Source organism: Mycobacterium colombiense (assembly GCF_001953985.1).
Lineage (GTDB): Bacteria > Actinomycetota > Actinomycetes > Mycobacteriales > Mycobacteriaceae > Mycobacterium > Mycobacterium colombiense_B.
The window spans coordinates 1-24,183 of record NZ_MBEI01000076.1 but is presented as its reverse complement, the minus strand read 5'-3'; the positions used below and the strand labels follow the sequence as shown (position 1 = coordinate 24,183).

26 protein-coding genes are annotated in these 24,183 nt (G+C 67.0%); 20 read left to right on the top strand and 6 right to left on the bottom strand.

Annotated features, from left to right (window positions below):
• The first annotated feature begins 172 nt into the window (after positions 1-172).
• From A5732_RS23390 to A5732_RS23345, 10 genes are read left to right on the top strand one after another with little or no spacing between them, the layout of a single operon-like run.
• Positions 173-937 carry an MlaE family ABC transporter permease gene (locus A5732_RS23390; RefSeq protein WP_007772499.1) on the top strand — a complete coding sequence of 255 codons (765 nt, stop codon included), beginning with the start codon at positions 173-175 and terminating at the stop codon, positions 935-937.
• 19 nt (positions 938-956) lie between these two features.
• On the top strand, positions 957-1,799 hold the full coding sequence (locus tag A5732_RS23385) for an MlaE family ABC transporter permease (protein ID WP_064951958.1): 843 nt from the start codon (positions 957-959) through the stop codon (positions 1,797-1,799).
• A 20-nt stretch (positions 1,800-1,819) separates the two neighbouring features.
• Entirely contained in the window at positions 1,820-3,022 is a 1,203-nt protein-coding gene (locus tag A5732_RS23380) for an MCE family protein (RefSeq protein WP_076103431.1), read from the top strand.
• The gene (locus A5732_RS23375; protein WP_076055074.1) at positions 3,022-4,074 is read left to right on the top strand and encodes a virulence factor Mce family protein; all 1,053 of its coding nucleotides are present in this window, start codon (positions 3,022-3,024) and stop codon (positions 4,072-4,074) included. The genes A5732_RS23380 and A5732_RS23375 overlap by 1 nt, the downstream gene beginning before the upstream one ends.
• Positions 4,064-5,128 carry a virulence factor Mce family protein gene (locus A5732_RS23370; RefSeq protein WP_076103430.1) on the top strand — a complete coding sequence of 355 codons (1,065 nt, stop codon included), beginning with the start codon at positions 4,064-4,066 and terminating at the stop codon, positions 5,126-5,128. Before A5732_RS23375 ends, A5732_RS23370 begins: the two co-directional genes overlap by 11 nt.
• Positions 5,125-6,567, top strand: a complete 1,443-nt coding sequence (locus A5732_RS23365; protein ID WP_076103429.1) for a virulence factor Mce family protein — start codon at positions 5,125-5,127, stop codon at positions 6,565-6,567. Before A5732_RS23370 ends, A5732_RS23365 begins: the two co-directional genes overlap by 4 nt.
• Positions 6,564-7,718 (top strand): MCE family protein, encoded by a 1,155-nt coding sequence (locus A5732_RS23360; RefSeq protein ID WP_076103428.1) that lies wholly within the window; start codon positions 6,564-6,566, stop codon positions 7,716-7,718. Before A5732_RS23365 ends, A5732_RS23360 begins: the two co-directional genes overlap by 4 nt.
• A gap of 13 nt (positions 7,719-7,731) precedes the next feature.
• Complete coding sequence (locus A5732_RS23355; RefSeq protein WP_076055079.1) at positions 7,732-9,459, top strand: virulence factor Mce family protein; 1,728 nt, start codon at positions 7,732-7,734, stop codon at positions 9,457-9,459.
• Complete coding sequence (locus A5732_RS23350; protein WP_076103427.1) at positions 9,459-10,166, top strand: mammalian cell entry protein; 708 nt, start codon at positions 9,459-9,461, stop codon at positions 10,164-10,166. The genes A5732_RS23355 and A5732_RS23350 overlap by 1 nt, the downstream gene beginning before the upstream one ends.
• Positions 10,166-10,657: a mammalian cell entry protein gene (locus A5732_RS23345; RefSeq protein WP_065075547.1), complete on the top strand. Its 492-nt coding sequence runs from the start codon at positions 10,166-10,168 to the stop codon at positions 10,655-10,657. Before A5732_RS23350 ends, A5732_RS23345 begins: the two co-directional genes overlap by 1 nt.
• Positions 10,658-10,676: 19 nt before the next feature.
• Here A5732_RS23345 and A5732_RS23340 read toward each other — a convergent pair whose 3' ends face one another.
• The 3 genes from A5732_RS23340 to A5732_RS27165 all read right to left on the bottom strand — a co-directional run bounded on the left by A5732_RS23340 (position 10,677) and on the right by A5732_RS27165 (position 12,986).
• Positions 10,677-11,255 (bottom strand): hypothetical protein, encoded by a 579-nt coding sequence (locus tag A5732_RS23340; protein ID WP_076055082.1) that lies wholly within the window; start codon positions 11,253-11,255, stop codon positions 10,677-10,679.
• A gap of 84 nt (positions 11,256-11,339) precedes the next feature.
• Complete coding sequence (locus A5732_RS23335) at positions 11,340-12,821, bottom strand: alpha,alpha-trehalose-phosphate synthase (UDP-forming) (RefSeq protein ID WP_076055084.1); 1,482 nt, start codon at positions 12,819-12,821, stop codon at positions 11,340-11,342.
• Positions 12,822-12,986 (bottom strand): hypothetical protein, encoded by a 165-nt coding sequence (locus A5732_RS27165; protein ID WP_139334745.1) that lies wholly within the window; start codon positions 12,984-12,986, stop codon positions 12,822-12,824.
• A gap of 80 nt (positions 12,987-13,066) precedes the next feature.
• On the opposite strand from A5732_RS27165, the gene A5732_RS23330 reads away from it, so the two are divergent.
• From A5732_RS23330 to A5732_RS23310, 5 genes are all read left to right on the top strand, one after another.
• Complete coding sequence (locus tag A5732_RS23330; protein WP_171975082.1) at positions 13,067-13,831, top strand: ABC transporter ATP-binding protein; 765 nt, start codon at positions 13,067-13,069, stop codon at positions 13,829-13,831.
• Positions 13,831-14,619: an ABC transporter permease gene (locus tag A5732_RS23325; protein ID WP_076055085.1), complete on the top strand. Its 789-nt coding sequence runs from the start codon at positions 13,831-13,833 to the stop codon at positions 14,617-14,619. The genes A5732_RS23330 and A5732_RS23325 overlap by 1 nt, the downstream gene beginning before the upstream one ends.
• A gap of 110 nt (positions 14,620-14,729) precedes the next feature.
• A complete protein-coding gene (locus A5732_RS23320) occupies positions 14,730-15,665 on the top strand; it encodes an enoyl-CoA hydratase (RefSeq protein WP_065141857.1) in 936 nt (311 codons plus the stop codon).
• Positions 15,666-15,767: 102 nt separating this feature from the next.
• The gene (locus tag A5732_RS23315) at positions 15,768-16,598 is read left to right on the top strand and encodes an SDR family oxidoreductase (protein ID WP_007772518.1); all 831 of its coding nucleotides are present in this window, start codon (positions 15,768-15,770) and stop codon (positions 16,596-16,598) included.
• A gap of 13 nt (positions 16,599-16,611) precedes the next feature.
• A complete protein-coding gene (locus tag A5732_RS23310) occupies positions 16,612-17,403 on the top strand; it encodes an SDR family NAD(P)-dependent oxidoreductase (protein ID WP_076103426.1) in 792 nt (263 codons plus the stop codon).
• 7 nt (positions 17,404-17,410) lie between these two features.
• Here A5732_RS23310 and A5732_RS23305 read toward each other — a convergent pair whose 3' ends face one another.
• A complete protein-coding gene (locus tag A5732_RS23305; RefSeq protein ID WP_142248509.1) occupies positions 17,411-18,976 on the bottom strand; it encodes an LCP family protein in 1,566 nt (521 codons plus the stop codon).
• Between the two features lie 346 nt (positions 18,977-19,322).
• Positions 19,323-19,565: a hypothetical protein gene (locus A5732_RS23300; RefSeq protein ID WP_076055094.1), complete on the bottom strand. Its 243-nt coding sequence runs from the start codon at positions 19,563-19,565 to the stop codon at positions 19,323-19,325.
• A 161-nt stretch (positions 19,566-19,726) separates the two neighbouring features.
• On the opposite strand from A5732_RS23300, the gene A5732_RS23295 reads away from it, so the two are divergent.
• Positions 19,727-19,915, top strand: coding sequence for a hypothetical protein (locus tag A5732_RS23295; RefSeq protein ID WP_076055095.1), 189 nt, complete (start codon positions 19,727-19,729; stop codon positions 19,913-19,915).
• A gap of 22 nt (positions 19,916-19,937) precedes the next feature.
• The gene (locus A5732_RS27410) at positions 19,938-20,114 is read left to right on the top strand and encodes a hypothetical protein (protein WP_170880104.1); all 177 of its coding nucleotides are present in this window, start codon (positions 19,938-19,940) and stop codon (positions 20,112-20,114) included.
• Between the two features lie 18 nt (positions 20,115-20,132).
• Here the strand turns inward: A5732_RS27410 and A5732_RS23290 are convergent, their stop codons facing one another.
• Positions 20,133-21,626, bottom strand: a complete 1,494-nt coding sequence (locus tag A5732_RS23290; RefSeq protein ID WP_076103424.1) for an amidase — start codon at positions 21,624-21,626, stop codon at positions 20,133-20,135.
• 119 nt (positions 21,627-21,745) lie between these two features.
• On the opposite strand from A5732_RS23290, the gene A5732_RS23285 reads away from it, so the two are divergent.
• From A5732_RS23285 to A5732_RS23275, 3 genes are all read left to right on the top strand, one after another.
• Positions 21,746-22,621 (top strand): alpha/beta fold hydrolase, encoded by an 876-nt coding sequence (locus tag A5732_RS23285; protein WP_178413021.1) that lies wholly within the window; start codon positions 21,746-21,748, stop codon positions 22,619-22,621.
• A gap of 88 nt (positions 22,622-22,709) precedes the next feature.
• On the top strand, positions 22,710-23,378 hold the full coding sequence (locus A5732_RS23280) for a S1 family peptidase (RefSeq protein ID WP_076055099.1): 669 nt from the start codon (positions 22,710-22,712) through the stop codon (positions 23,376-23,378).
• Positions 23,379-23,508: 130 nt separating this feature from the next.
• Positions 23,509-23,982 carry a lipoprotein LpqH gene (locus tag A5732_RS23275; RefSeq protein WP_064951939.1) on the top strand — a complete coding sequence of 158 codons (474 nt, stop codon included), beginning with the start codon at positions 23,509-23,511 and terminating at the stop codon, positions 23,980-23,982.
• Positions 23,983-24,183: the final 201 nt, after the last annotated feature.

The following is a 24,183-nucleotide window of genomic DNA, read 5'->3' as shown; positions in this document are numbered from 1 at the left end:
AAGTGCTTCTGACCTGGCGAATTAACGGTTCGGATAAAGACGTACTGTTCATTGACATGGTGAACTTGTTCTGAGTTAATATGATCCGGCTCACACCGAGCCACGTGCGACCGTAGACGACGCAAAGGCCAGCCATAGACTTCGCCGAGACCAAACCGAGGGGGGAACCGCGTTGAGGGAACAACTTGCGGTTCCGGCCCGCGCCGTCGGCGGATTTTTCGAAATGATGTTGGATACCGGCCGGGCGGCTTTTCGCCGGCCCTTTCAATTCGGTGAGTTCCTCGATCAGACGTGGATGATCGCGCGGGTGTCGCTGGTCCCCACGCTGCTGGTGTCCATCCCGTTCACCGTCCTGGTGGCCTTCACACTCAACATCCTGCTGCGCGAGATCGGCGCCGCCGACCTGTCCGGCGCCGGCACGGCGTTCGGGACCATCACCCAGCTGGGGCCGGTGGTGACGGTGCTCGTCGTGGCCGGCGCCGGTGCCACCGCGATCTGCGCCGACCTCGGCGCCCGCACCATCCGCGAAGAGATCGACGCGATGCGGGTGCTCGGCATCGACCCGATCCAGCGGCTGGTCGTGCCCCGCGTGCTGGCCTCCACGGTGGTGGCCCTGCTGCTCAACGGATTGGTGTGCGCCATCGGTCTTTCCGGCGGCTACGTATTCTCCGTATTCCTGCAGGGCGTCAACCCCGGCGCGTTCATCAACGGCTTGACCGTGCTGACCGGCCTGCGCGAGCTGGTGCTGGCCGAAGTCAAGGCGCTGCTGTTCGGCGTGATGGCCGGCATGGTGGGCTGTTACCGCGGCCTGACGGTCAAGGGTGGGCCCAAGGGCGTCGGCAACGCGGTCAACGAAACCGTGGTCTACGCCTTCATCTGTCTGTTCGTGATCAACGTGGTGATGACCGCCATTGGCGTGCGGATCTCGGCGAAGTGATGGGACGGGTGCGCACGCCATGAGTTACGACGCCACACTGCGGTTCCGCCGCATCTTCACCCGGCTGCAAGAGCCGGTCGACGACTTCGGCGAGCAGGCGTTGTTCTACGGGCAGACCATGCGGTATGTCCCCAATGCGCTCACCCGATACCGCAAGGAGACCATTCGGCTGATCGCCGAGATGACGATGGGCGCGGGAGCGCTCGTCATGATCGGCGGCACGGTCGGTGTCGCGGCCTTTCTGACCCTGGCCTCCGGCGGTGTCATTGCCGTGCAGGGGTATTCGTCGCTGGGCAACATCGGCATCGAGGCGCTGACGGGATTTCTGTCGGCATTCCTGAACGTCCGGGTCGTCGCGCCGGTGATCGCCGGCATCGCGCTGGCCGCTACCATCGGCGCCGGCGCCACCGCCCAGTTGGGCGCCATGCGGGTGTCCGAGGAGATCGACGCCGTCGAATGCATGGCGGTGCACTCGGTGTCCTACCTGGTATCGACCCGCCTGATCGCCGGCCTCATCGCGATCATCCCGCTGTACTCGCTGTCGGTGTTGGCCGCGTTTTTCGCCGCCCGTTTCACCACGGTGTACATCAACGGGCAGTCAAAGGGCCTCTACGACCACTACTTCAATACCTTCCTTATTCCGTCGGACCTGTTGTGGTCGTTCCTGCAGGCGATCGTGATGTCGATCGCGGTGATGCTCGTACATACCTATTACGGCTACAACGCCCACGGCGGTCCGGTCGGCGTCGGGATCGCGGTCGGCCAGGCCGTGCGGACTTCCCTGATCGTCGTGGTCGTCATCACGTTGTTCATCTCGCTCGCTGTGTATGGGGCGTCCGGTAACTTCAACCTCTCCGGATAAGAGGACCGCTTAAAAGGGACATGGCAGAAACGGACGCGCGACGCACCACCGTCAGGCTGGCAGCAGCAGTGCTTGCCAGCCTGCTGGTTGCTTTCGCTGTGCTGACTTACCTTTCCTACACCGCGGCTTTCGCGTCGATCGACACCGTCACGGTGTCGGCACCCCGGGCCGGGCTGGTGATGGAGCAGGGCGCCAAGGTCAAATACCGGGGCATCCAGATCGGCAAGGTCGAAGCCATCGACTATTCCGGTGACCAGGCGCGGTTGAGGCTGGGCATCAACAGCGACGACATGCACTTCATCCCGTCCAACGCGACGGTGCACATCGCGGGCAACACCATCTTCGGTGCCAAGGCGGTGGAATTCATTCCGCCGCAGGCTCCCTCGCCGACGTCGCTGCGTCCGGACGCGCACGTGGCGGCGTCGTCGGTGCAGCTGGAAGTCAACACCTTGTTCCAGTCGTTGATGGACCTGCTGCACAAGATCGATCCCGTCGAACTCAACGGCACGCTGAGCGCGTTCGCCGAAGGCCTGCGCGGCCACGGCGACGACCTGGGCGGCATCCTGACCGGCCTGAATACGCTGACGCGCCAAGCGAACCCGAAGCTGCCCGCGCTGCAGGAGGACTTTCGCAAGACCGCGGTGGTGGCCAACAACTACGCCGACGCGGCCCCGGACCTGACCACCGTGATCGACAACCTGCCGACGATCAACAAGACGGTGGTGGATCAGCAGAAGAACCTCAACGACACACTGCTGGCCACTATCGGCTTATCGAACAACGCGTATGACACCTTGGCGCCGGCCGAACAGGACTTCATCGACACCATCAACCGGTTGCGGGCCCCGCTCAAGGTGGCCGCCGATTATTCGCCGGAACTCGGCTGCCTGTTCGCCGGCATCGAGCGCGGCATCAAGGAGTTCGCCCCGTTGCTCGGTGTTCGCAAGGCGGGCCTGTTCACGTCGTCGAGCTTCGTGCTGGGCGCGCCGTCGTACACCTATCCGGAATCATTGCCGATCGTCAACGCGTCCGGCGGCCCGAACTGCCGTGGGCTACCTGACATCCCGACCAAGCAGACCGGTGGATCGTTCTACCGGGCGCCGTTCCTGGTCACCGACAACGCCAACATTCCGTACGAGCCGTTCACCGAACTGCAGTTCGACGCGCCCTCCACGCTGCAGTTCTTGTTCCACGGCGCCTTCGCGGAACGGGACGACTTCTGATGGCCGGCTCCGGAATGCCGTCGCACCGCGAGATGATCATCAAGGTCAGCATCTTCGCTGTGGCCATGCTGCTGGTGTCCGCGGGGCTGGTGGTGGTGTTCGGTGACTTCCGCTTCGGCCCCGAAAGCACTTACCACGCAACGTTTACCGACGTGTCGCGGCTGAAGTCCGGCCAGAAGGTGCGCATCGCCGGGGTGCCGGTCGGCGCGGTGTCGGGCATCAAGCTCAACCCCGACAACACCATCGACGTGAAGTTCGGGGTCGACAAGCGCTACACCCTCTATTCGTCCACGCGCGCGGTGATCCGCTACGAAAACCTGGTCGGGGACCGATTCCTGGAGATCACGTCTGGCCCGGGGGAGCTGCGGAAACTGCCGGCCGGCGCGACGATCAACAGCCAACACACCCAACCCGCACTGGATCTCGACGCGCTGCTGGGCGGACTGCGGCCGGTGCTCAAAGGCCTTGACGCCGACAAGGTCAACACGATCAGCAGCGCGGTCATCCAATTGCTGCAGGGCCAGGGCGGGGCGTTGTCCAACGTGCTGGCCGACACCAGCGCGTTCTCCTCGGCGCTGGGCCAGCGCGACCAGCTCATCGGCGACGTGATCAACAACCTCAACACGGTGCTGACTACCGTGGACCAACGCAGCGCGCAGTTCTCGACCAGCGTCGATCAGCTGCAACAACTGATCACCGGGCTGGCCGAGCACAAGGACGACATCGCCGGCGCCATCCCACCGCTGGCGTCGACGACGACGGATTTGACTGAGCTGCTGAAGAATTCGCGCCGCCCGCTGCAGGGCATCCTGGAGAACACCCGCCCGCTGGCCACCGAACTGGACAACCGCAAGGCCGAGGTGAACAACGACGTCGAGCAGCTCGGTGAGGACTATCTGCGGCTCTCGGCCCTCGGCGCCTACGGGTCGTTCTTCAACATCTACTTCTGCTCCGTGACGATCAAGATCAACGGCCCGGCCGGCAGCGACATCCTGCTGCCGCTCGGTGGCCAGGTGGATCCCAGCAAGGGAAGGTGCGCTTTTGTCAAGTAACGCAGGGCGTGAGCGCGATCCACTGCGCACCGGCATCTTCGGCGTGGTGCTGGTGGTGTGTGTCGTGCTCATTGCGTTCGGTTACTCCGGATTACCGTTCTGGCCCCAGGGCAAGATCTACGACGCCTACTTCACCGACGCCGGCGGCATCAATCCCGGCAACGCCGTTTATGTTTCGGGCTTCAAGGTCGGCAAGGTGACCTCGGTGGGTCTGGCCGGCGACAGCGCCAAGATCAGCTTCAGCGTCGACCGCCACGTCGCGGTCGGCGACCAGTCGCTGGCCGCGATCCGCACCGACACCATCCTCGGTGAGCGCTCCATCTCGGTGACCCCGGCCGGCGGCGGCAAGGCGACCACCATCCCGCTCAGCCGCACCACGACGCCGTACACGCTCGCCGGCGCGCTCGAGGATCTGGGTCAGAACGCCAACAACCTGGACAAGCCGCAGTTCGAGAAGGCGCTGAACGTGCTGACCGACACGCTGCACGACGCCAACCCGCAGTTGCGCGGTGCGCTGGACGGCGTGACGTCGCTGTCGCGCACGCTGGACCGCCGCGATGAGGCGCTGCAAAGCCTGCTGGCACACGCGAAGTCGGTCACCGGCGTGTTGTCGCAGCGCGCCGACCAGGTCAACAAACTGGTCGATGACGGCAACGAGTTATTCGCCGCCCTCGACGAACGGCGCGGCGCCCTGAGTCAGCTGATCTCGGGGATCCAGGACCTTTCCACCCAGATCTCCGGCTTCGTCGCCGATAACCGTAAGGAATTCGGTCCGGCGCTGAACAAGCTCAACGACGTGCTGTCCAACCTCAACGAGCGCCGCGACTACATCACCGAGGCCCTCAAGCGGCTGCCCACCTACGCCACCGAGCTGGGTGAGGTCGTCGGGTCGGGTCCCGGATTCAACGTCAACGTCTACGGCGTGATCCCGGCGCCGTTGCTTGCCACCATGTTCGACTTCTTCTATCAGCCCGGCAAGATGCCTGCCAGCCTCGCCGACTACCTGCGTGGCCTGATTCAGGAACGCTGGGTCATCAGGCCGAAGTCGCCATGACGCAGCGGATCCTCGGCAGCAGGGGGCTGCGCTACGCCACCATCATCGCGCTGGTCGCGGTGCTGGTGGGTGGCGTGTATGTGCTTTCGTCGCAAGCGAAGAACCGAAAGATCGTCGGTTACTTCGCCTCCGCGGTCGGGCTGTACCCCGGTGACCAGGTGCGCATCCTGGGCGTCCCGGTCGGCACCATCGACACGATCGACCCGCGGCCTTCCGACGTCAAGATCACCATGTCGGTGAGCAAGGACGTAAAGATCCCGAAGGACGCCAAGGCAATCATCATGTCGCCAAACCTGGTGGCGGCCCGGTTCATTCAGCTGACACCGGCGTACACCAGCGGTCCGGAGATGGCCGACGGTGCCAGCATCGGCCCAGGCCGCACCGCCGTCCCGGTGGAATGGGACGAAGTCAAGGAGTCGCTGACCCAGTTGGCCGTGCAGCTCGGTCCGACGGCCGGATCGATGCAGGGCCCCCTGGGCGCGGCGATCAACCAGGCCGCCGACACGTTCGACGGCAAGGGCCAGTCCTTCCACAACGCGTTGCGTGAGCTCTCGCAAGCCGCTGGGCGGCTGGGGGATTCGCGCGGCGACATCTTCGGCACGGTGAAAAACCTGCAGGTGCTGGTCAACGCGCTCTCGTCCAGCAACGAGCAGATCGTCCAGTTCGCCGGCAACGTCGCCTCGGTGTCGCAGGTGCTCGCCGACAGCTCGCGCCACCTCGACACCACGCTGGGCACCCTCAACAAGGCGTTGTCGGACATCCGGGGTTTCCTGCACGAGAACAACTCGACGATTGTCGATACGGTCAACAACCTCAACGACTTCGCGAAGACGCTCAGCGACCAGAGCGACAACATCGAGCAGGTGCTGCACGTCGCGGGCCCGGGTATCGCCAACTTCTACAACATCTACGACCCCGCGCAGGGCACGCTCAACGGTCTGTTGTCGATACCGGAATTCGCCAACCCCGTGCAGTTCATCTGCGGTGGATCCTTCGAAACCGCCGGCGGCCCAAGGGCGCCCGACTACTTCAAGCGCGCCGAACTGTGCCGTGAGCGATTGGGGCCGGTGCTGCGCCGGCTCACGGTGAACTACCCGCCGCTGATGTTCCACCCGCTCAACACGATCACGGCGTACAAGGGCCAGATCATCTACGACACCCCGGAGACGCAGGCCAAGTCGGCGACCCCGGTGCCGCAGCTGACCTGGGTCCCGGCCAAGGGTGCCCAGACGCCGCCCGCCGCCCAGAACCCGGCGGATCTGCAGGCCCTGCTGGTCCCGACAGCCCCGCAGGCCGCTCCCGGGCCGGGCCAACCGGCACCGGCGGGTGCCGCTCCCGCGCCCGGCCCCGCTCCCGGAAGCGCGTTCGGCCCCCTGCCGGGTCCGGCCCCGGGCGAGGCGCCCAGCGGGCCGGCTGCCGACTTGGGCGGTGGCGGATGAACCGAATGTGGTTGCGCGCCAGCGGATTAGCGACCGGCAGCATGCTGCTGGCCGGCTGCCAGTTCAGCGGGCTGAACTCGCTGGCGATGCCCGGCACCGCCGGTCACGGCAGCGGCGCCTACTCGATCACCGTCGAGCTGCCCGACGTGGCAACCCTGCCGCAGAACTCTCCGGTCATGGTCGACGACGTCACGGTCGGCAGCGTCGCCGGCATCTCGGCCGAACAGCGGGCCGACGGATCGTTCTATGCGGCAGTGAAATTGGCGCTCGACAAGAATGTGGTGCTGCCCGCCAACTCGACCGCAACGGTGGCCCAGACCTCGTTGCTCGGGTCGATGCACATCGACCTGGCCCGGCCGAAGGACAAGCCGGCCGTCGGCAAGCTGAAGGACGGGTCGAAGATCGCGGAGGCCAACACCGGCCGCTATCCCACCACCGAAGAGGTGCTCTCGGCGCTGGGCGTGGTGGTGAACAAGGGCAATGTCGGTGCCCTGGAAGAGATCACCGACGAGACCTACCGGGCGGTCGCCGGGCGTCAGGACCAGTTCGTCGACCTGATCCCCCGGCTCGCGGAGCTGACCTCGGGGCTGAACCGTCAGGTCAACGACATCATCGATGCCGTCGACGGACTGAACCGATTCTCGGCGAGCCTGGCGCACGACAAGGACAACCTGGGCCGGGCGCTGGACACGCTGCCCGAGGCGATTCGCGTGCTCAACAAGAACCGCGGCCACATCGTCGAGGCCTTCAGCGCGCTGCACAAACTGGCGAATGTTACCTCGAACATCCTGGCGAAAACCAAGGTGGACTTCGCGGCCGACATGAAGGACCTGTATTCGGTCGTCAAGGCGCTGAACGACAACCGAAGGAACTTCGTCACCTCGCTGCAGCTGTTGCTGACGTTCCCGTTCCCCAACTTCGGTATCAAGCAGGCCGTGCGTGGTGACTACCTGAACGTATTCACCACCTTCGACCTCACCCTGCGCCGCCTTGGTGAAACATTCTTCACCACCGCGTATTTCGACCCGAACATGGCCCACATGAACGAGATCCTCAACCCGCCCGACTTCCTGACCGGCGAGATGGCCAACCTGTCCGGACAGGCGGCCGATCCGTTCAAGATCCCGCCCGGCACGGCTTCAGGACAGTAGGGGGCGGGCGCAGATGCACGACAGACTGACCAAGATCCAGCTGGCGATCTTCGCCGTGATCACGGTTATCACCCTGACCGTAATGGGGATCTTCTATCTGCGGCTGCCCGCGACGTTCGGTATCGGAACCTACGGCGTGAGCGCCGATTTCGTTGCCGGCGGCGGCCTCTACAAGAACGCGAACGTCACCTACCGCGGCGTCGCCGTCGGCCGCGTCGAGTCCGTGGGCCTGAGCCCCAACGGCGTCATCGCCGACATGCGGCTGAACAGCGGCACCGCCATCCCGTCGAACGTCACCGCCACCGTCAAGAGTGTGTCGGCGGTCGGCGAGCAGTACATCGACCTGGTGCCGCCCAGCTCGCCGGCATCGACGAAGTTGACCAACGGATCCCGCATCCAGCGGCAGAACACCCGGATCGGCCAGGACGTCGCCGACCTGTTGAAGCGCTCGGAAACCTTGGTCAACAGCCTCGGCGACACCCGGCTGCGCGAGCTGCTGCACGAGACCTTCATCGCAGCAAACGGTTCCGGCCCGGAGATGGCCCGGCTCTACGAGTCCGCCCGGCTGCTGGTCGACGAGGCCAACACCAACTATCCGCAAGTCTCGCAACTCATCGATCAGGCAGGCCCGTTCCTGCAGGCCCAGATCCGCGCCGGTGGCGACATCAAGTCGCTGTCCGACGGGCTGGCGCGGTTCACCTCCGAGGTGCGTCAGGCGGATCCGCAGCTTCGCGACACGCTGGCGACGGCCCCGGGCGCCACCGACGAGGCCAGCACCGCGTTCTCCGGCATCCGCCCCTCGTTCCCGGCCCTGGCCGCCAGCCTGGCCAACCTCGGCCGGGTCGGCGTGATCTACCACAAGTCGATCGAGCAGCTGCTGGTCGTCCTGCCGGCGCTGTTCGCCGCCATCACCACCGCCGCGGGCGGCGGGCCGCAGGACGAAGGCGCCAAGCTGGACTTCAAGCTCGACCTCAACGACCCGCCGCCATGCGCCGTCGGCTTCCTGCCGCCGCCGTTGATGCGGACCCCGGCCGACGAGACGGTGCGCGAGCTGCCGAAGGACATGTACTGCAAGACCGCGCAGAACGATCCGAGCACCGTGCGCGGCGCGCGCAACTACCCGTGCCAGGAGTTCCCCGGCAAGCGCGCCCCGACGGTCCAGCTGTGCCGCGACCCGAAGGGGTACGTGCCGGTCGGCCGTAACCCGTGGCGCGGCCCGCCGGTGCCGTACGACACCCCGGTCACCAATGGGTTGAACACATTGCCGCCCAACAAGTTTCCGTATATTCCGCCGGGCGCCGAGCCGGATCCGGGTACCCCCATCGTCGGGCCGCCGCCCCCGGGCGTGGTGCCGGGGCCGGGACCGTTGCCGAACAAGCAGCCGGCCTTCGACCCGCCGCCGCCCAACGACAACGGGCCGCCGCCGCCGTTCACGTCGTGGCAGCCGCCCGGGGTGCCCCCGGTGCCGCCGCAGCTTCCGTATCCGAAGTGGCTGCCCCCGCCGGCACCGCCGCAGGGCATCAACCCGCCGCCGGCGGGCCCGGGGCCGGAGAAGCCGTGGGGTCCGCCGCCCGGCGGACAGCCGCAGGCCAGCGGGCCGCCGGCATATGCGACCTACGACCAGAAGACCGGCGCGTTTGTCGATCCGGCCGGTGGCACTGGTATCTTCGCGGCCGGCGCTACCGGTACCTCCGGCGCCGAGAACTGGGTGGACCTCATGCTTGATCCAAGGCCGATGTAATGGACCCTGCCGTGGCAGACGAACCAAAGACCACGCCGCGGGTTCGTCGGCGCGCTTCGCGTGCGGCGGGCCCGGCCAAGGCTGACCCGGCCCGGGACGTCACCGTCCTGACCGAGGCGCCGGCCGCGCCCAAGCCGGCGGCGAAACCCGTCAAGGCCTTCAAGTCCATCAAGCCGCCGCCACGACGGCCGCCGCACCGCGCCCTGGTCGCGTGGATTTCGTTCGCCGCGGCACTGTTGGCGGTCGGGGCGCTGGCCGGTTGTGTGGCCGCGCTGCTCATTCAGCAGCATCACGCGACCGCGGCGCAGGCGCGCGATCAGCGTTTCGTCGACACCGCGACGCAGACGGTGGTCAACATGTTCAGCTACAAGCAGGACAACATCGACGAGAGCGTGAACCGCTTCGTCAACGGCACCAGCGGCCCGCTGCGCGGCATGCTCGGCGCCAACAACAACGTCGAAAACCTCAAGGGCCTGTTTCGCTCCACCAATGCGACGTCGGAGGCCGTCATCAACGGCGCCGCGCTGGAAGGCATTGACGCCGTTAGCGATAACGCGTCGGTGCTGGTCTCGGTGCGCGTCACCGTCGCCGACATCGACGGGGTGAACAAGCCGTCCATGCCCTATCGGTTGCGCGTCATCGTGCACGAAGACGAGGCCGGGAAGATGACCGGCTACGACCTGAAATATCCAGACGGGGGCAATTGATGCGATGGCGGCGTTGGCTGCTGGTCGTCGCGGGTTACCTCGTTGCCGTGGCGTTCGTCGCGTTGTCCGCGGTGGCCGGCGGGATGTACTGGGACCGGGTGCAGACCCGCGGCGAGCAGGAGGCGCGTGCGGTGCTGCCCGGGAAGGCGGCCAAGGAAATCCCCGAGGTCTTCGCATACGACTACCAAACCGTCGAGCGAAGCCTTTCCGCGGCGTATCCGTTGTTGACCCCCGACTATCGCGCCGAGTTCCAGAAGAGCGCCAACAACCAAATCATCCCCGAGGCCAAGAAGCGCGAAGTGGTCGTGCAGGCCAATGTCGTTGGCGTGGGGGTGATGTCGGCCAAGCGGGAATCGGCGTCGGTGATGGTCTTCATGAACCGGACCGTTACGGACAAGTCACGCCAGCCGCTGTATGACGGCAGCCGGTTGCGGGTCGACTTCAAGAAAGTCGGCAAGCAGTGGCTGATCGCCTACATCACCCCGATCTGACCTCGCCGGTGAGTCGAGCTCAGTAGCACATCGCAATGCCGTTGCAGTACAACGGGTAACGGTTGATCGGGCTGGGTGGCGGACCGATCATCGCCAGCGAGAACGGTTCCTTCTTCATCCCCGGCTGCAGCCCGCACACGGCGCCGTGCAGCGTGGTGTGGGTGCCGCTCATCGTCTCGTCGCTGAACGCGAAGGTTTCGCTGGAGGGCGCGCTGCCACCGCCCGGGCATGCCACACCGTCGGCCTTGTCGACCTTGAAGGTCCACAGCATGCTGGACATCCGGGCCCGGCCGCTGAAGTTCTGCTGCTTGTCCGCGGCGCTGATCTGTTCGGGCGTCGAACTCACGATGTTCAGCGCGCAGTTCATCGCGAACACGATCGGGTCGTTGTAGTCGTTCATGTTCCGGGTGCCCGAGGGCTGATCGCAGAGCGCCGAGATGGTCCAGGTAACCCCGGACACGCCAGCCTCGTTGAAGCTGTAGGTGCCGTCGGCCGGTGGACCGAGTGCCTTGGCCGGTTCACCGGACTGCAGCGCGATTCCCACCGCGACGGCCGTGAAGATGCCGGTTCCCGCGGCCATGCCGTGACGGAGCTTCATCTGATACTCCTCCCTCGCGTGCGACGCTGCACCTGAGTATCACAGCGTTCGGGCGTCAACACCATGGGGTGTCGCCCACGCGAGTTAATCGGTGTCACCGGGCCGGGATTCGGCGAGCGCATCGAGGAACGACCTCGCCCAGCGGTCGACGTCGTGCGCGAGGACCTGCCGGCGCAGTGACCGCATCCGGCGCCGTCCGTCTTCGGTGGATTGGTTCAGCGCGGCCTCGATCGTGTCCTTGACGCCTTCGAGATCGTGCGGGTTGACCAGATACGCCTGACGGAGTTCGGCGGCGGCGCCGGTGAATTCGGACAGGACCAGCGCGCCGCCCAGATCGCTGCGGCAGGCGACATACTCCTTGGCGACCAGGTTCATCCCGTCGCGCAGCGGGGTGACCAGCATGACGTCGGCCGCGACGAAGAACGCGATGAGTTCGTCGCGGGGGACCGGGCGGTGCAGGTAGTGCACCACCGGATGCCCGACTTCGCCGTACTCGCCGTTGATGTGGCCGACCTGGCGTTCAATGTCGTTGCGCAGCTGCTGATAACTGTCCACCCGTTCGCGGCTGGGCGTGGCCAGCTGGACCAGCACCGTGTCGTCGCGCTTGACCCTGCCCTCCGCGAGCAGCTCTGAAAAGGCTTTCAGCCGAACGTCGATGCCCTTGGTGTAATCGAGCCGGTCGACGCCGAGCAGGACCTTGCGTGGATTGCCCAGCTCCGCCCGAATCTCGCGGGCACGGCGCTTGATGTCGCGGTGCCGGGCCGCCTGGTCCAGCGAGCTGGAGTCGATGGAGATGGGAAAGGCGCCCACCCGGACCACACGCGAGTCGATCTCGACCTCGCCGTACCGCGACCGCACTCCCACCGCCCCGCGCGAGGTGTTGGCGCCGATCAGCCGTCGGGCAAGGAACAGGAAGTTCTGTGCGCCGCCGGCCAGATGGAAGCCGACCAAGTCGGCGCCGAGCAGGCCCTCGACGATCTCGGTTCGCCACGGCATCTGCATGAACAGCTCGACCGGCGGGAAAGGGATGTGCAGGAAGAAGCCGATGGTCAGGTCGGGCCGCAGTTCGCGCAGCATCTTGGGAACCAGCTGCAGCTGGTAGTCCTGCACCCAGACCGTCGCGCCTTTTGCGGCGGCGCGGGAGGTGGCTTCGGCGAAGCGGCGGTTGACGGCGACGTAGCGATCCCACCATTCGCGGTGGTAGATCGGTTTGACGATGACGTCGTGATACAGCGGCCACAGTGTGGCGTTCGAAAAACCCTCGTAGTATTCGGCGACGTCGGCGGCGCTCAGCTTGACCGGCCGTAGCTCCAGGTCTTCCTGAACGATGGGCTCGTCATCGTGGTCGCTGTCCTCGTCGACGACCCCGGGCCAGCCGACCCAGGCCCCGCGCTGGCGACGCAGCAGCGGCTCGAGGGCCGTGACCAGCCCGCCCGGGCTACGTTTCCACGCTGTGGTGCCGTCGGGGAGGCGCTCCTGATCGACCGGCAACCGGTTGGCAACCACGACGAAGTCGGAATTGCCGACTTCGGCCGCCTTCGAGCCTCGCCCTCCCCCGGGAGACATTTACGCGTCGAGTTTCGCCGGCCCGATACCCAGCATGGACAGAAACACCCGGCACTCGTCAGCGTCGTTGGCGTACGCCGCGACGACCCGCCTGGCCTGGCTCGCAGTGTCGTCGGCCACCGGCTCGACGTCGTCGATTTCGCCAGGATCAGATTTTGTAGGCATGACTTAACTGTAGGCGACGCCTGCGACCGGTCGCAGGCCGTCTCACCAGCTAACGGGCTCTAGCCGCATTTATGGCTGGTTTGCAGGGGTTCGCCGCGCCGCTCGCGAAGACGCGGTCGACCGTCGCCGCGGTGATGCAGGATAAGCAGGTGGTCGATCAGAACGCCGATAACGACGTGGTGTTCGAGTTCGTCGATGTCGTCGTGGAACGGCAGGGGGTGCGGGCGCTGGACGGGCTGACCGCCGCCATTCCGGGTCACGGTGTGACGGCGGTGTTCGGGCCGTCGGGCTCGGGCAAATCGACCCTGCTTCGCCTGTGCAACCGGCTGGAGCTGCCGACGAGCGGCCGGGTCTCTTTCTACGGCTCGGACATCGCCGGGCTCGACCCGCTGTGGCTGCGGCGCCGGGTGGGCATGTGCTTTCAGCGGCCGACGCCGTTCCCCGGCACGATCGCCGACAACCTGCGGACCGCCGATCCCGACGCGTCCGACGCGCGAATGCGCGAAACGCTGGACCGGGTGGCGCTGACCGGATCGTGGTTGGACCGCGACGTGGCCGCCCTGTCGGGTGGCGAGGCGCAACGCGTGTGCCTGGCCCGCACCCTGATGGCGCAACCGCAGGTGCTGCTGCTGGACGAACCCACCTCCGCCGTCGACACCGAGGCGGCCGAAGTCATCGAGCGCGCGGTGCGCGAACTGGCCGCCGACGGCACCCCCGCCCTGTGGGTCACCCATAGCTCGGTGCAGTTGGAACGGGCGGCCGACCGGGTCCTGCGCCTGGAGTCCGGCCGCAGCCAGGGCCTGGGCCCGGTCGCCGCCGAGCCCGGCGACGGCTCGGTTACGTGATGAACGGTCAAGTCGGCTGGGTGGGCCTGGCGACGTCGCTGATCCTGGTGGCGTTCGCGGCCGGGATCTCGCTGTGGCGGCGGCTGGGTTTGGGACGGCAGCTGCTGTGGGCCTCGGCGCGCGCGCTGGTGCAGCTGCTAATCGTGGGCGGTGCGCTGACGCTGCTGTTCGAGCCGGGCCGGTCGCTGTGGTGGTCGTGGGCGTGGGTCGCGGGAATGGTGGCCTATGCCGGGGATGTGGCCCGGCGCAGGGCGCCGGAGGTGCCGCGCTTTGCGCCGCTGGCCGCGGCCGCGTTCGCCGGTGCGGCCGTGGTGACGCTGGGGGTGATCTTCGGCCTGCGGGTGTTCCCGCTGCAGGGGCGCACGCTGGTGCCGGTCGCCGGGATGATGATCGGCAACTCGATGACCGCCATGGTGCTGGTGGCCCGGCGGTTGGTCGACGAGCTGCGCGACAAGCGCGACGAGGTCGAGGCCCGCCTCGCGCTGGGGCAACCATCGAGGAAGGCCGCGGCACCGTACCTGCGAATCGCCTTGCGCTCGGCGATATCTCCGCAGATCGAGACGACCAAGGCCACCGGCCTGGTGTTCCTGCCGGGCGCCATGACCGGCCTGATCCTCGCCGGGGTGCCGCCGCTGCAGGCCGTGCTGGTGCAGGCCGTGGTGATGTTCTTGATCCTGGGTTCGGTCGCTGCCACCACCGTGGTCGTCGGGCTGGGCATCGTCCGGCTGGTGTTCACCCGCGACCATCGGCTGCTGCCGCTGGGCCGGCGGCCCGCGACCGCGGGGTGAGAACGCATGCTCGGCGGGTCCCGGCAGCCGATCACCCCAGCGCGCACCCGGTTACACACTGGCCGTAATCTGTAAACAAGGCCAATTCAACGACGAACGAGGTGGGCGGAATGACAGTCTCCGAGCAAGCCGACGCGGGGGCGGCCGAAGCCAACGCCCCGGAACTGGTGGCCTACGAAACCCTCGACGAGGGCCGCATCGCCCGGATCTGGCTGAACCGGCCCGATGCCCACAACGCGCAGAGCCGCGGCCTGCTGGTCCAGCTCGACGAGGCGTTCGGCCGGGCCGAGGCCGACGACACTGTTCGCGTGGTGATCCTGGCGGCGCGCGGCAGGAACTTCTCCGCCGGCCACGACCTGGGTTCCGAGCAGGCACTGGCCGAGCGCGCGCCGGGGCCGGGGCAGCATCCGAGCTTCCGCTCGCGCGGGGCCACGCTCGAGCCGATCATGGAGAAGCTGTACCACCAGGAGTGGCACTATTTCTTCGAAAACACTTGCCGCTGGCGCGATCTGCGCAAGATCACCATCGCCCAGGTGCAGGGCAACGCGATCTCGGCCGGCTTGATGCTGATCTGGGCCTGCGACCTGATCGTCGCGGCCGACAACGCGAAGTTCAGCGACGTCGTCGCGGTCCGGCTGGGCATGCCGGGTGTCGAATACTACGCCCACCCTTGGGAATTCGGGCCGCGCAAGGCCAAAGAGCTACTGTTGACCGGGGATTCGATCGACGCGGACGAGGCACACCGGCTGGGCATGGTGTCGAAGGTTTTCGCTGTCGACGAATTAGAGGAAAAGACACTCGAATTCGCGCGACGCATCGCCGAGCGGCCCACGATGGCGTCGCTGCTCATCAAGGATTCGGTGAACGCCGCCTCCGACGCGATGGGTTACACCGAGGCGCTGCGGCACGCGTTCCACGTCCACCTGCTCGGGCATGCCCACTGGGCGGCGTTCAACGAGAACCGGTGGCCGGTAGGCCAGCCCCCGCACGTCGAGGATTGGCGTGACGCGAAGCCGACGAAGGTGGCGCGCCGCGACACGCCGTAGCGCCGCGCCGCAGGGGGCCTAACGAGACCGGGGGTAGCGATATTCACCCCGAGGGGACATGCTTCTATAGCTAGAACTTGTTCCAGTTTGAAAGGGCCTCGCGTGCAGCTTTCGTTCGAAGACCGGACCTATCTGATCACCGGCGGCGGCAGCGGAATCGGCAAGGGCGTGGCAGCCGGGCTGGTCGCGGCCGGCGCCTCCGTCATGATCGTGGGCCGTAACGCCGATCGGCTCGCGGCGGCCGTCAAGGAGATCGAAGCCCTGCCGGGCGACGGCTCCATTCGTTACGAGCCCGCTGACATCACCAACGAAGAGGAGGCGGCGCGCGCCGTCGACGCCGTGACGGCCTGGCATGGCCGGCTGCACGGCGTGGTGCACTGCGCCGGCGGGTCGGAGACCATCGGACCGATCACCCAGATCGACTCGGAGTTGTGGCGACGGACCATCGACCTCAACGTCAACGGAACCATGTACGTGCTCAAGCACTCCGCGCGCGAGCTGGTGCGCGGTGGCGGCGGATCGTTCGTCGGCATCTCGTCGATCGCGGCCAGCAACACCCACCGCTGGTTCGGTGCCTACGGCGTCGGCAAATCGGCGCTGGACCACTTGATGCAGTTGGCCGCCGACGAACTCGGAGCGTCGTGGGTGCGGGTCAACAGCATTCGCCCCGGCCTCATCCGCACCGAGCTGGTGGCCCCAATCCTCGATTCGCCCGAGCTGAGCGCGGACTACCGTGCCATCACGCCGCTGCCCCGACCGGGCGAGGTCGAAGACATAGCCAATGTGGCGATGTTTCTGCTCAGCGATGCTTCCAGCTACGTGACCGGGCAGATCATCAACGTCGACGGCGGGGTGCTGTTGCGCCGCGGCCCGGACTTCTCGGCGATGCTGGAACCGGCCTTCGGCGCCGACGCGCTACGCGGAGTGGTCTAGCCGGGAGTATCAGATGAAAAGGCTTGAGGGTAAACGGATCCTGGTCACCGGCGCCGCGTCGGGGATCGGTCAGGCCACCGCGTTGCGGCTACTGAGCGAGGGCGCCGGGGTGGTGGCCGCCGACGTCTCGACGGAAGGCCTGAGCAACACGCAAGGCCATGCCGACGAGGCCGGCACCGCCGACCGGCTCACGACGATGCCGATGGACGTCGGTAACGAGGACTCGGTGATCGACGGTGTGGGCTCGGCCGTCGAGAAGCTGGGCGGGCTGGATTCACTGGTGAACGCGGCGGGCATCCTGCGCGCCTGGCACACCCATGAGACCTCCCTCGAGCAGTGGAATCGGATCATCACCGTCAACCTGACCGGAACCTTCCTGGTGGTGCGCGAAGCGCTTCCGTCCCTGCTGGCGAACCCCCGCAGCGCGATCGTGAACTTCAGCTCCACGTCGGCTTCGTTCGCGCATCCGTACATGGCCGCCTATGCCGCCAGCAAGGGCGGCATTCAGGCATTCACCCATTCGCTGGCGCTCGAATACGCCAAGGACGGTCTGCGCGCGGCGTGCGTCGCCCCGGGCAGCATCAAGTCCGGCATCACCGATGCGACCGGCGGATACATCCCCAAGGACGCCGACTGGTCGCTGTTTCCCCGGCTGATGCCGATCCTGCCGACCACGACGGAGTCCAGCGGCGCGGGGATGGCCGGGCCCGAAGCGGTCGCCGGTGTGATCGCCATGCTGGTCTCAGATGACGGGGCCTGGATCACCGGCACCGAGATCCGGATGGACGGCGGCACGCACGCCTAGAGCGTGGCTAGTTCACGCAGGGTACGCCGCCGCCGTCGATCGGCTTTCCCTGATCGGGCGTCGGATACGTCGTGGTCGTGCCGTTGTAGTAGTAGCTCTTGGCCTTGGTCGACGTCGTGCTGGAGCTGGTGCTCGTCGAGTCGTCCATCTGGGTCTCGTCAGGTGTGGGCATCGAGAAATTCGTGTCCACGGTGAGCCGGATGTGTCCTGCCGCGATGCTGGCGCTGGGTTGCTTGGGCGCGTCCACGCCGAGCAGGTTGGCCAGGTTCTGCGCATCGGTCTGGGCACCGGCCCCGTACTCCACCGCGGTGCTGGTCGGGTCGCCGGATTCGCGGTCGCGGACCTGGCCCGGGGTGTAGCCCTTCTTTTTCAGCGCGCGTGACACCTCGCTGGCCAGGCCGCTCATGCTGCCGGAGTTGACCACGTCGACGACGGTGGACGGGTCGGGTTTCGCGGCGGTGGTGGCCGGCGCTGTCGTCGTCGAGGTGTCGGCGCCGATCGCCGCCGCCACCTCGGACTTGATCGCCGCCGGATCGACGACGTTGACGTCCTGGCCGTCGATGTTGTCGTAGCGCACCACCGGCAACGTCCGGAACTCGACGTTGCCGCCGGCCAGCCCGCCGAGCCGCTGGATCATGTCGTCGTTCCAGCCCGCCGACAGCACCACGTCTTTGCGCGCCACCGCCATCAGGTTCTTGAGCTTGTCGATGTTGGTGAAGGTGCCCGCGGCCTGCAGCTCCTGCATGACCGACGAGATGAACGCCTGTTGCCGGTGGGTACGGTCCAGGTCGCCGTTGTCCAGGCCGTGCCGCTGCCGGACGAACGACAGCGCCTCGGACGCGTCCAACCGCTGTCGCCCGGCCGGGAAGTCGGCGCCCGAATACTCGTCGTAGACGGGGTGATTCAGGCAGACGTCGACGCCGCCGAGGGTCTGCGCCAGGTCGAAGAAGCCGGCCAGATTGACCTCGGCGAAGTAGTCGATGGGGACGCCGGTCAGGTTTCGCACCGCGCGCAGGGTCGCCGCCCGGCCGGCCTCACGGCCCTTGGTCTCGAGTTCCTTCTGGGTGATGTTGCCCTGGTTGGCCAGCTTCTGGGCGACGTACTGTTTGGTCAGCCCGTATGCCTCTTTGATCTTGATGTGGTTGTATCCCGGGACGCCGGTGAAGGGCACCCAGTCGTCGCGGGGGATCGAGAAGGCCACGACTCTGTTGTCGGCGCTGACGTGCACCAGGATCATCGTGTTGGTGTTGTAGCCGCCGTCGTCGGAGTCGCCGGCGTGCAGATGCTTCAGGATCGAGTTGGGCAGGTCGTTGCCGTCCTGGTCCTTACGCGAGTCCAGCCCGATCAGCAGGATGTTCATGTTGTCGCCGCTGGACCGCGGATCGTCGGGCTGCAGGGCGTTCGAGACGGTGATGCCGCCCAGCGCGCCGTGCGCCACGTAGTAGCCCGCCCCGGTGAGCCCCACGGCCGCCACGGAGACGAGCGCGCCCAGGGTGCGCGTCAGCCCCTTGCGTATACGGGAGGGTTGACGGACGGCTCGATGACGGCGATGCGCGCCGCCCGAGCGTGCCATCACAAACCTCTGCCCACGCCCAGCACACCACCAGGCACCGCAACGGTGCTTCGCGGCGATGTCGCTTCAAGCATGGTCACAAGTATGCGTTAGCTTGCTACGAAGCCCCCAATCGAGAGCACCCGTCGCACGGTCGGCGCAGGCGCGTTCGTCGGGTCGACCGGGCGTGATTCGTGCTCGTCGCAGCCGCTCTACCAGCATCTTCTGCCCGGCCGGGGCCGCCGGGGTCTCCGAATGGTCTCGGGGCGGCCACATCGGCGCCCGGATCGAGCCGAACTTGTTATCCAGCGGACACCGCGCGGTGGACCATTGCCGCGCCGACCGCGCCAGCAAACCGCCACTCCCGCTACCGGGCTTTGACCAGGTCCTCACCCGAGCTGTAAAAGAACGTGATGTTGGTGCCGGTGGTGATTTCGGCGAGGTAGACGCCGACGGGTTCGACCTCGTAGTAGAAGTGGATGTTGCCGTCGTTGTCCAGCGCCGACGCGCACGAAAATCCCGGTGCGCCGCATCGTTGCTTGATGGGTGCCGCGAGGACGGCAAGCAGCACGACGATGGCAACGCCGACGAGCAGCGGGACCCTGTTCACTGCCGACCTCGGCTGCGCGGAATCAACCACGGATGGAGTGTAAGCGGCAGGACGCCATCCGCCACTAGGGATCGTCGGCGCGGAGGTTCTGGTGCCGTCGCGGGCGTTTGACTGCCCGGGTACGGCGGGTACGCGGCCATGAGCCGAGCAGAGGACTGAGCATGATCGATACCCGCTTCCGGCCGTTTTCGGCGGAGCGGCCGGAGAATTCGGAGCCCACGCAGCCGGGCACTCCCGGCGAGACGCCGGAGCGGCTCACACCGACGGAAACGCCGGAGCGGCTCACGCCGGCAGAACCGCCCGAGCGCTTGACACCCTCAGAACCACCCGAGCGCGAAGCGCCGGAATAACGATCACGATTGGAGAGCAGACATGCGCGCCGAAGAAGGCGACGAATCCGTCAAGGACTACGCGAACGAGGGACGGGAAACGCTTGGCCGCATCAAGGCTTCGCAGCACGCGGGCGGTCGCCTCGGCGCCATCGCCCGGCGCTTCGCCAGCCTGTGGCGGGGCCCGAGCGAGGGCGAAGACACCGGTCCTGCTACGTAAAAACCGTTCAGCGACAGCTTAATTCGGTGCTACGGGTGCCGGATGGCGGTCGGCCCACGGCCGCGCCTCTTCGAGCTGCGCGGCCAACTGCAGCAGATCGCCGTCCGCGCCCAGCTTCCCGACGAATTGCACACCCAGCGGAAGCCCGGCATCCGTCCAGTGCAGCGGCACGTTGATCGCCGGACGGCCGGTGAGGTTGGCCAGCTGCGTGTAGGGCACCCAGCCCAAACTCTCCTGGATGAGGTCATCGAGGATTCCGCTGAGCCCCATCAGCTTTCCGGCTCGGACCCTGCTGACCAGCCGGGCCACCCGCTGCAGCACCGCCGACGTCGTGGTGGCACCGACGGCAAGGGGCGGGGTGGCCAGCGTCGGGGTCAAAAAGAAGTCGTAGTTCTCGTGGAACGAGGCCAGCGACTGGATGTAGTCGTTGCGGTTTTCCAGCGCGGACATGACGGGTAGCACGCCGCCGGACCGGCCGAGTTCGGCGATGGCCAGGGTATCGGCCTCAAAGTCGTTGTCGCGCGCGCCGGTTCGCTGTTTGATGTCGGCGACTTGCTGGTATAGCTGGGCGAACCAGATGGTCAGGAAGTCACGGCCCAGCGCGGCGTCGTCGTAGGGCGGTACAACCTCATCGACCTGATGGCCCAACTCGCGAAGAAGCGCGGCGGCCTTTTCGACCGCGGCGACGGCCTCGCGGTCCGGCCGCGCGTTGATCGCCGAGCGCGCCGAGTAGCCGATTTTCAGGGTGCCCGGACGGTGCTTGATCTGTTCGCCAAAGGGCTTGTCGGGCAGCGCAACCCGATAGGCGGCGCCGGGGTGGGGTCCGACGATCGCATCGAGCAGCGCCGCACTGTCGCGCACGGTGCGCGAGACCACGCCCTGGGTCGCCATGCCCAGCATCAGTTCACCGGTCTGCGGGCCGTAAGGCGCCAGTCCCCGGCTGGGCTTGAGGCCGACCAGGCCGTTGCACGCGGCGGGGATGTGGATCGAACCGCCACCGTCGTTGGCGCCGGCGGCGGGAACGATGCCCGCCGCAACGGCCGCCCCCGATCCGCCCGAGGAACCGCCGGGCGTGTGCCCGGTGTTCCACGGGTTGCGGGCCGGGCCCCAGTAGTCGGGTTCCGTCACACCCTTGGCCCCGAACTCCGGGGTGTTCGTCTTCCCGAAGATCACCAGCCCCGCGTCCAGGAACCGCTGGGTGACCAGCGCATGCCGGTCGGCCACGTCGTGGGCCAGCGAGCACGACCCGCACGACGTCGCAAAGCCGCGGTATTCCTGGCCGAGGTCCTTGAGCAGGAACGGCACACCGGCGAACGGCCCACTCAGATTCGGGTCGCCTGCTTGGCGGTCGGCGGCGTCGTCGAGGCGGCAGACGATGGCGTTCAGCCGGGGATTCACCGCGTCCGCTCGTTGCCGCGCCAGGGCGAGCAGCTCGGCCGGGGTGACCTGTCTGCGCTCGACCAGCTCGGCCAGGGCGGTCGCATCCAGCGACATGTACTCGTCAAGATGCATGCGTTCTCCTTGGCTCCGGTCGGTGTGCGCGTGCCGGGGGTCCGCTGAATTGACGCCGCGGCATGCCGTTGACGTTAAGCCAACGCGAGGTTCTGGTGGGGGCGCCTTAGTATCACCAGATGCCCACGGCAGCCGAACCGTTTACGATCCAGGGCCCCGGCGGGGTGCAGATCGTCGCTGACCGCCTCGGGGACCCGCAGGCGCGCGCCGTGGTCTTCTTGCACGGCGGCGGACAGACCCGCCGGTCTTGGGGCAAGGCGGCGACCGCCGTTGCCGCGCGTGGCTGGCAGGCCGTCACCGTGGACCTGCGCGGGCACGGCGAATCGGACTGGTCGGACGACGGCGATTACCGCGTCGTCAGTTTCGCCGCCGACGTCCAAGAAGTGTTGCGCACGCTGCCCCCGCAACCGGTGTTGGTCGGTGCCTCCCTGGGTGGTTTCACGTCCATGCTGCTCGCCGGGGAACTGTCGCCGGGCATCGCCAGTGCGGTCGTCTTGGTGGACATCGTGCCGAACATGGACCAGTCGGGCGCGAACCGGATCCATGCCTTCATGGCCGACCGGGTGGAGTCAGGTTTCAGCTCACTCGACGAGGTCGCCGACGCGATCGCCGAATACAACCCGCACCGGCCGCGACCGACCGATCTGGAAGGCCTGACCACCAACCTGCGTCGCCGCGGCGATCGGTGGTACTGGCATTGGGATCCGCAATTCATCAGCGGCACTGCGGCTTTCCCTCCTTTTGAGGTCACCGATCCCGACCGGATGCACGCCGCCGTCGAGGCGATCCTGCGCGGCGGGGTGCCCATCCTGCTGGTTCGCGGCCAGATGAGCGACCTGGTCAGCCAGGAGCGCGCCGACGAATTCCTCGCGCGTTTCCCGCAGGTCGAATTCACCGATGTCCGCGGCGCCGGGCACATGGTGGCCGGCGACCGCAACGACATCTTCGCCGGCGCTGTGCTGGACTTCCTGGCCCGGCACGTCGACGCCGGGTGAACCACATGCACGGAACGGACTGGCCGCCACCTCATTTCAGGTCGGCAGCGCTGCTACTATCTGCCGGGCGCAAGCGGAGGGGGACGGCGTGACCATACCGTGGTTGCGGGGGTTGGGGCTCTTGGCAGCGGTGATGGTGACCGCGACCGCGGTGACGAAAACCGCTCTGGCAGCACCGCCCCCGGCTCTGCCGTCGCCCCCACCCTCGCCGGGCATCGGCGTCGATCACGAATCCGGCAGGTGCACAGCCGGATTCGCGGCGCAGGGATCCGACGGCAGTTACTACCTGATGACCAGCGGGCACTGCGACTCGCACGACGGCACCGAGTGGACCTACGGCAACGACGCCCCGCTGGGCAGGATCTCGGCCAGCGAGCACGACGGCGATAAGCGCGACGCCGCGATCATCCGCCTGGAGCCAAGTGTCGGCATGCCGGTGGGTGACGTCGGTGGCCGGTATCAGGTTCGGGATGTGTTGAGCCGCCAGCAGATTCAGGTCGGCATGCCATTCTGCAAGATCGGCGCCGTAACCGGTGAGACGTGTGGCGCCATCAAAGGCATCAATGGTGACGTCGTCGAAGCCAGCGTGTTCAGCCTGGACGGCGACAGTGGCAGTCCCGGCTTCGTGATGAACCCGGACGGCACCGTCAGCGCGGTGGGCCTGTTGATGTCATCGCCGGACGGCGATGACTACACCACCTACTTCATGCTCATCAATCCGCTGCTGGGCAAGTGGGGCTTGCGTGTGCTTCCGTAACGTAGCGTTTGCAACTCTCGGGTACCGGGTATCAGGTGGACCGGCCGTAAGGCGTCGGCCCGAGGGGCCCAGGTAGGGACGCGGCCAACGTAAAGAGGCAGCGGAACCAGCGACACGAAGGGAAGCAGTAGTGAAGCGTGGGATCGTGGTCGGCGTAGCCGGGGTGGCCCTGGTGGTCGCGGCCAGCGCCGGATGTTCGAGCAACAAATCCAGTACCGGGTCGTCGGGTTCGTCGTCAGCTGCGCCCGCCGCGGCGGGTCCGGTGCTCACGGTCGACGGGCAGAACCAAAACATCAGCGGGCAGGTCACCTGCAACGCCGCGGGTGACAACGTCACCATCGGCATCGGCGACCCGGCCAACGGCCTCGGCGCCGTGGTCAGCAACGGCAATCCGCCGCTGGTGCACTCCGTCGGGTTGGGCACCGTCAACGGCGTCGCACTCGGCTTCTCCGATGCCGCGCCCAATCAAAGCGGCAGTGCCGGAGCCGCGGTCAAGGGCAAGGACTGGGCGATCAAGGGCACCGCTACCGGTACCGACATGAGCAACCCGCAGCAACCGCAGCAGGTAACCAAGCCATTCGAGTTGGATCTCACCTGCCCGTAGTGCAGGTGAGACAACAACTCCCAAGAGGGGACGCAGCTATGTCTATGAAACGTGTCGTCAGCGCCGCCGCGTTGGCCGCTGGCCTGAGTATCTCCGCGGCGACGCTGAACGCAGGGTCGGCCTACTCCGCCCCGCTCGACCCGCCGCCCCCGTGCCCGAACTGCCACGGCGGTGGTGGGGGGGGGGGGGGCGTCCCGGGCG

What these genes read in the sequence shown, in the direction of transcription:
- A5732_RS23375 (WP_076055074.1), top strand. Translation starts at nt 3,022, where the DNA reads ATGGCCGGCTCCGGAATGCCGTCGCACCGCGAGATGATCATCAAGGTC.
- A5732_RS23360 (WP_076103428.1), top strand. Translation starts at nt 6,564, where the DNA reads ATGAACCGAATGTGGTTGCGCGCCAGCGGATTAGCGACCGGCAGCATG.
- A5732_RS23335 (WP_076055084.1), bottom strand. Translation starts at nt 12,821, where the DNA reads ATGTCTCCCGGGGGAGGGCGAGGCTCGAAGGCGGCCGAAGTCGGCAAT.
- A5732_RS23385 (WP_064951958.1), top strand. Translation starts at nt 957, where the DNA reads ATGAGTTACGACGCCACACTGCGGTTCCGCCGCATCTTCACCCGGCTG.
- A5732_RS23295 (WP_076055095.1), top strand. Translation starts at nt 19,727, where the DNA reads ATGATCGATACCCGCTTCCGGCCGTTTTCGGCGGAGCGGCCGGAGAAT.
- A5732_RS27410 (WP_170880104.1), top strand. Translation starts at nt 19,938, where the DNA reads ATGCGCGCCGAAGAAGGCGACGAATCCGTCAAGGACTACGCGAACGAG.
- A5732_RS23350 (WP_076103427.1), top strand. Translation starts at nt 9,459, where the DNA reads ATGGACCCTGCCGTGGCAGACGAACCAAAGACCACGCCGCGGGTTCGT.
- A5732_RS23285 (WP_178413021.1), top strand. Translation starts at nt 21,746, where the DNA reads ATGCCCACGGCAGCCGAACCGTTTACGATCCAGGGCCCCGGCGGGGTG.
- A5732_RS23310 (WP_076103426.1), top strand. Translation starts at nt 16,612, where the DNA reads ATGAAAAGGCTTGAGGGTAAACGGATCCTGGTCACCGGCGCCGCGTCG.
- A5732_RS27165 (WP_139334745.1), bottom strand. Translation starts at nt 12,986, where the DNA reads ATGCCTACAAAATCTGATCCTGGCGAAATCGACGACGTCGAGCCGGTG.
- A5732_RS23365 (WP_076103429.1), top strand. Translation starts at nt 5,125, where the DNA reads ATGACGCAGCGGATCCTCGGCAGCAGGGGGCTGCGCTACGCCACCATC.
- A5732_RS23380 (WP_076103431.1), top strand. Translation starts at nt 1,820, where the DNA reads ATGGCAGAAACGGACGCGCGACGCACCACCGTCAGGCTGGCAGCAGCA.
- A5732_RS23320 (WP_065141857.1), top strand. Translation starts at nt 14,730, where the DNA reads ATGACAGTCTCCGAGCAAGCCGACGCGGGGGCGGCCGAAGCCAACGCC.
- A5732_RS23305 (WP_142248509.1), bottom strand. Translation starts at nt 18,976, where the DNA reads ATGGCACGCTCGGGCGGCGCGCATCGCCGTCATCGAGCCGTCCGTCAA.
- A5732_RS23340 (WP_076055082.1), bottom strand. Translation starts at nt 11,255, where the DNA reads ATGAAGCTCCGTCACGGCATGGCCGCGGGAACCGGCATCTTCACGGCC.
- A5732_RS23355 (WP_076055079.1), top strand. Translation starts at nt 7,732, where the DNA reads ATGCACGACAGACTGACCAAGATCCAGCTGGCGATCTTCGCCGTGATC.
- A5732_RS23325 (WP_076055085.1), top strand. Translation starts at nt 13,831, where the DNA reads ATGAACGGTCAAGTCGGCTGGGTGGGCCTGGCGACGTCGCTGATCCTG.
- A5732_RS23345 (WP_065075547.1), top strand. Translation starts at nt 10,166, where the DNA reads ATGCGATGGCGGCGTTGGCTGCTGGTCGTCGCGGGTTACCTCGTTGCC.
- A5732_RS23290 (WP_076103424.1), bottom strand. Translation starts at nt 21,626, where the DNA reads ATGCATCTTGACGAGTACATGTCGCTGGATGCGACCGCCCTGGCCGAG.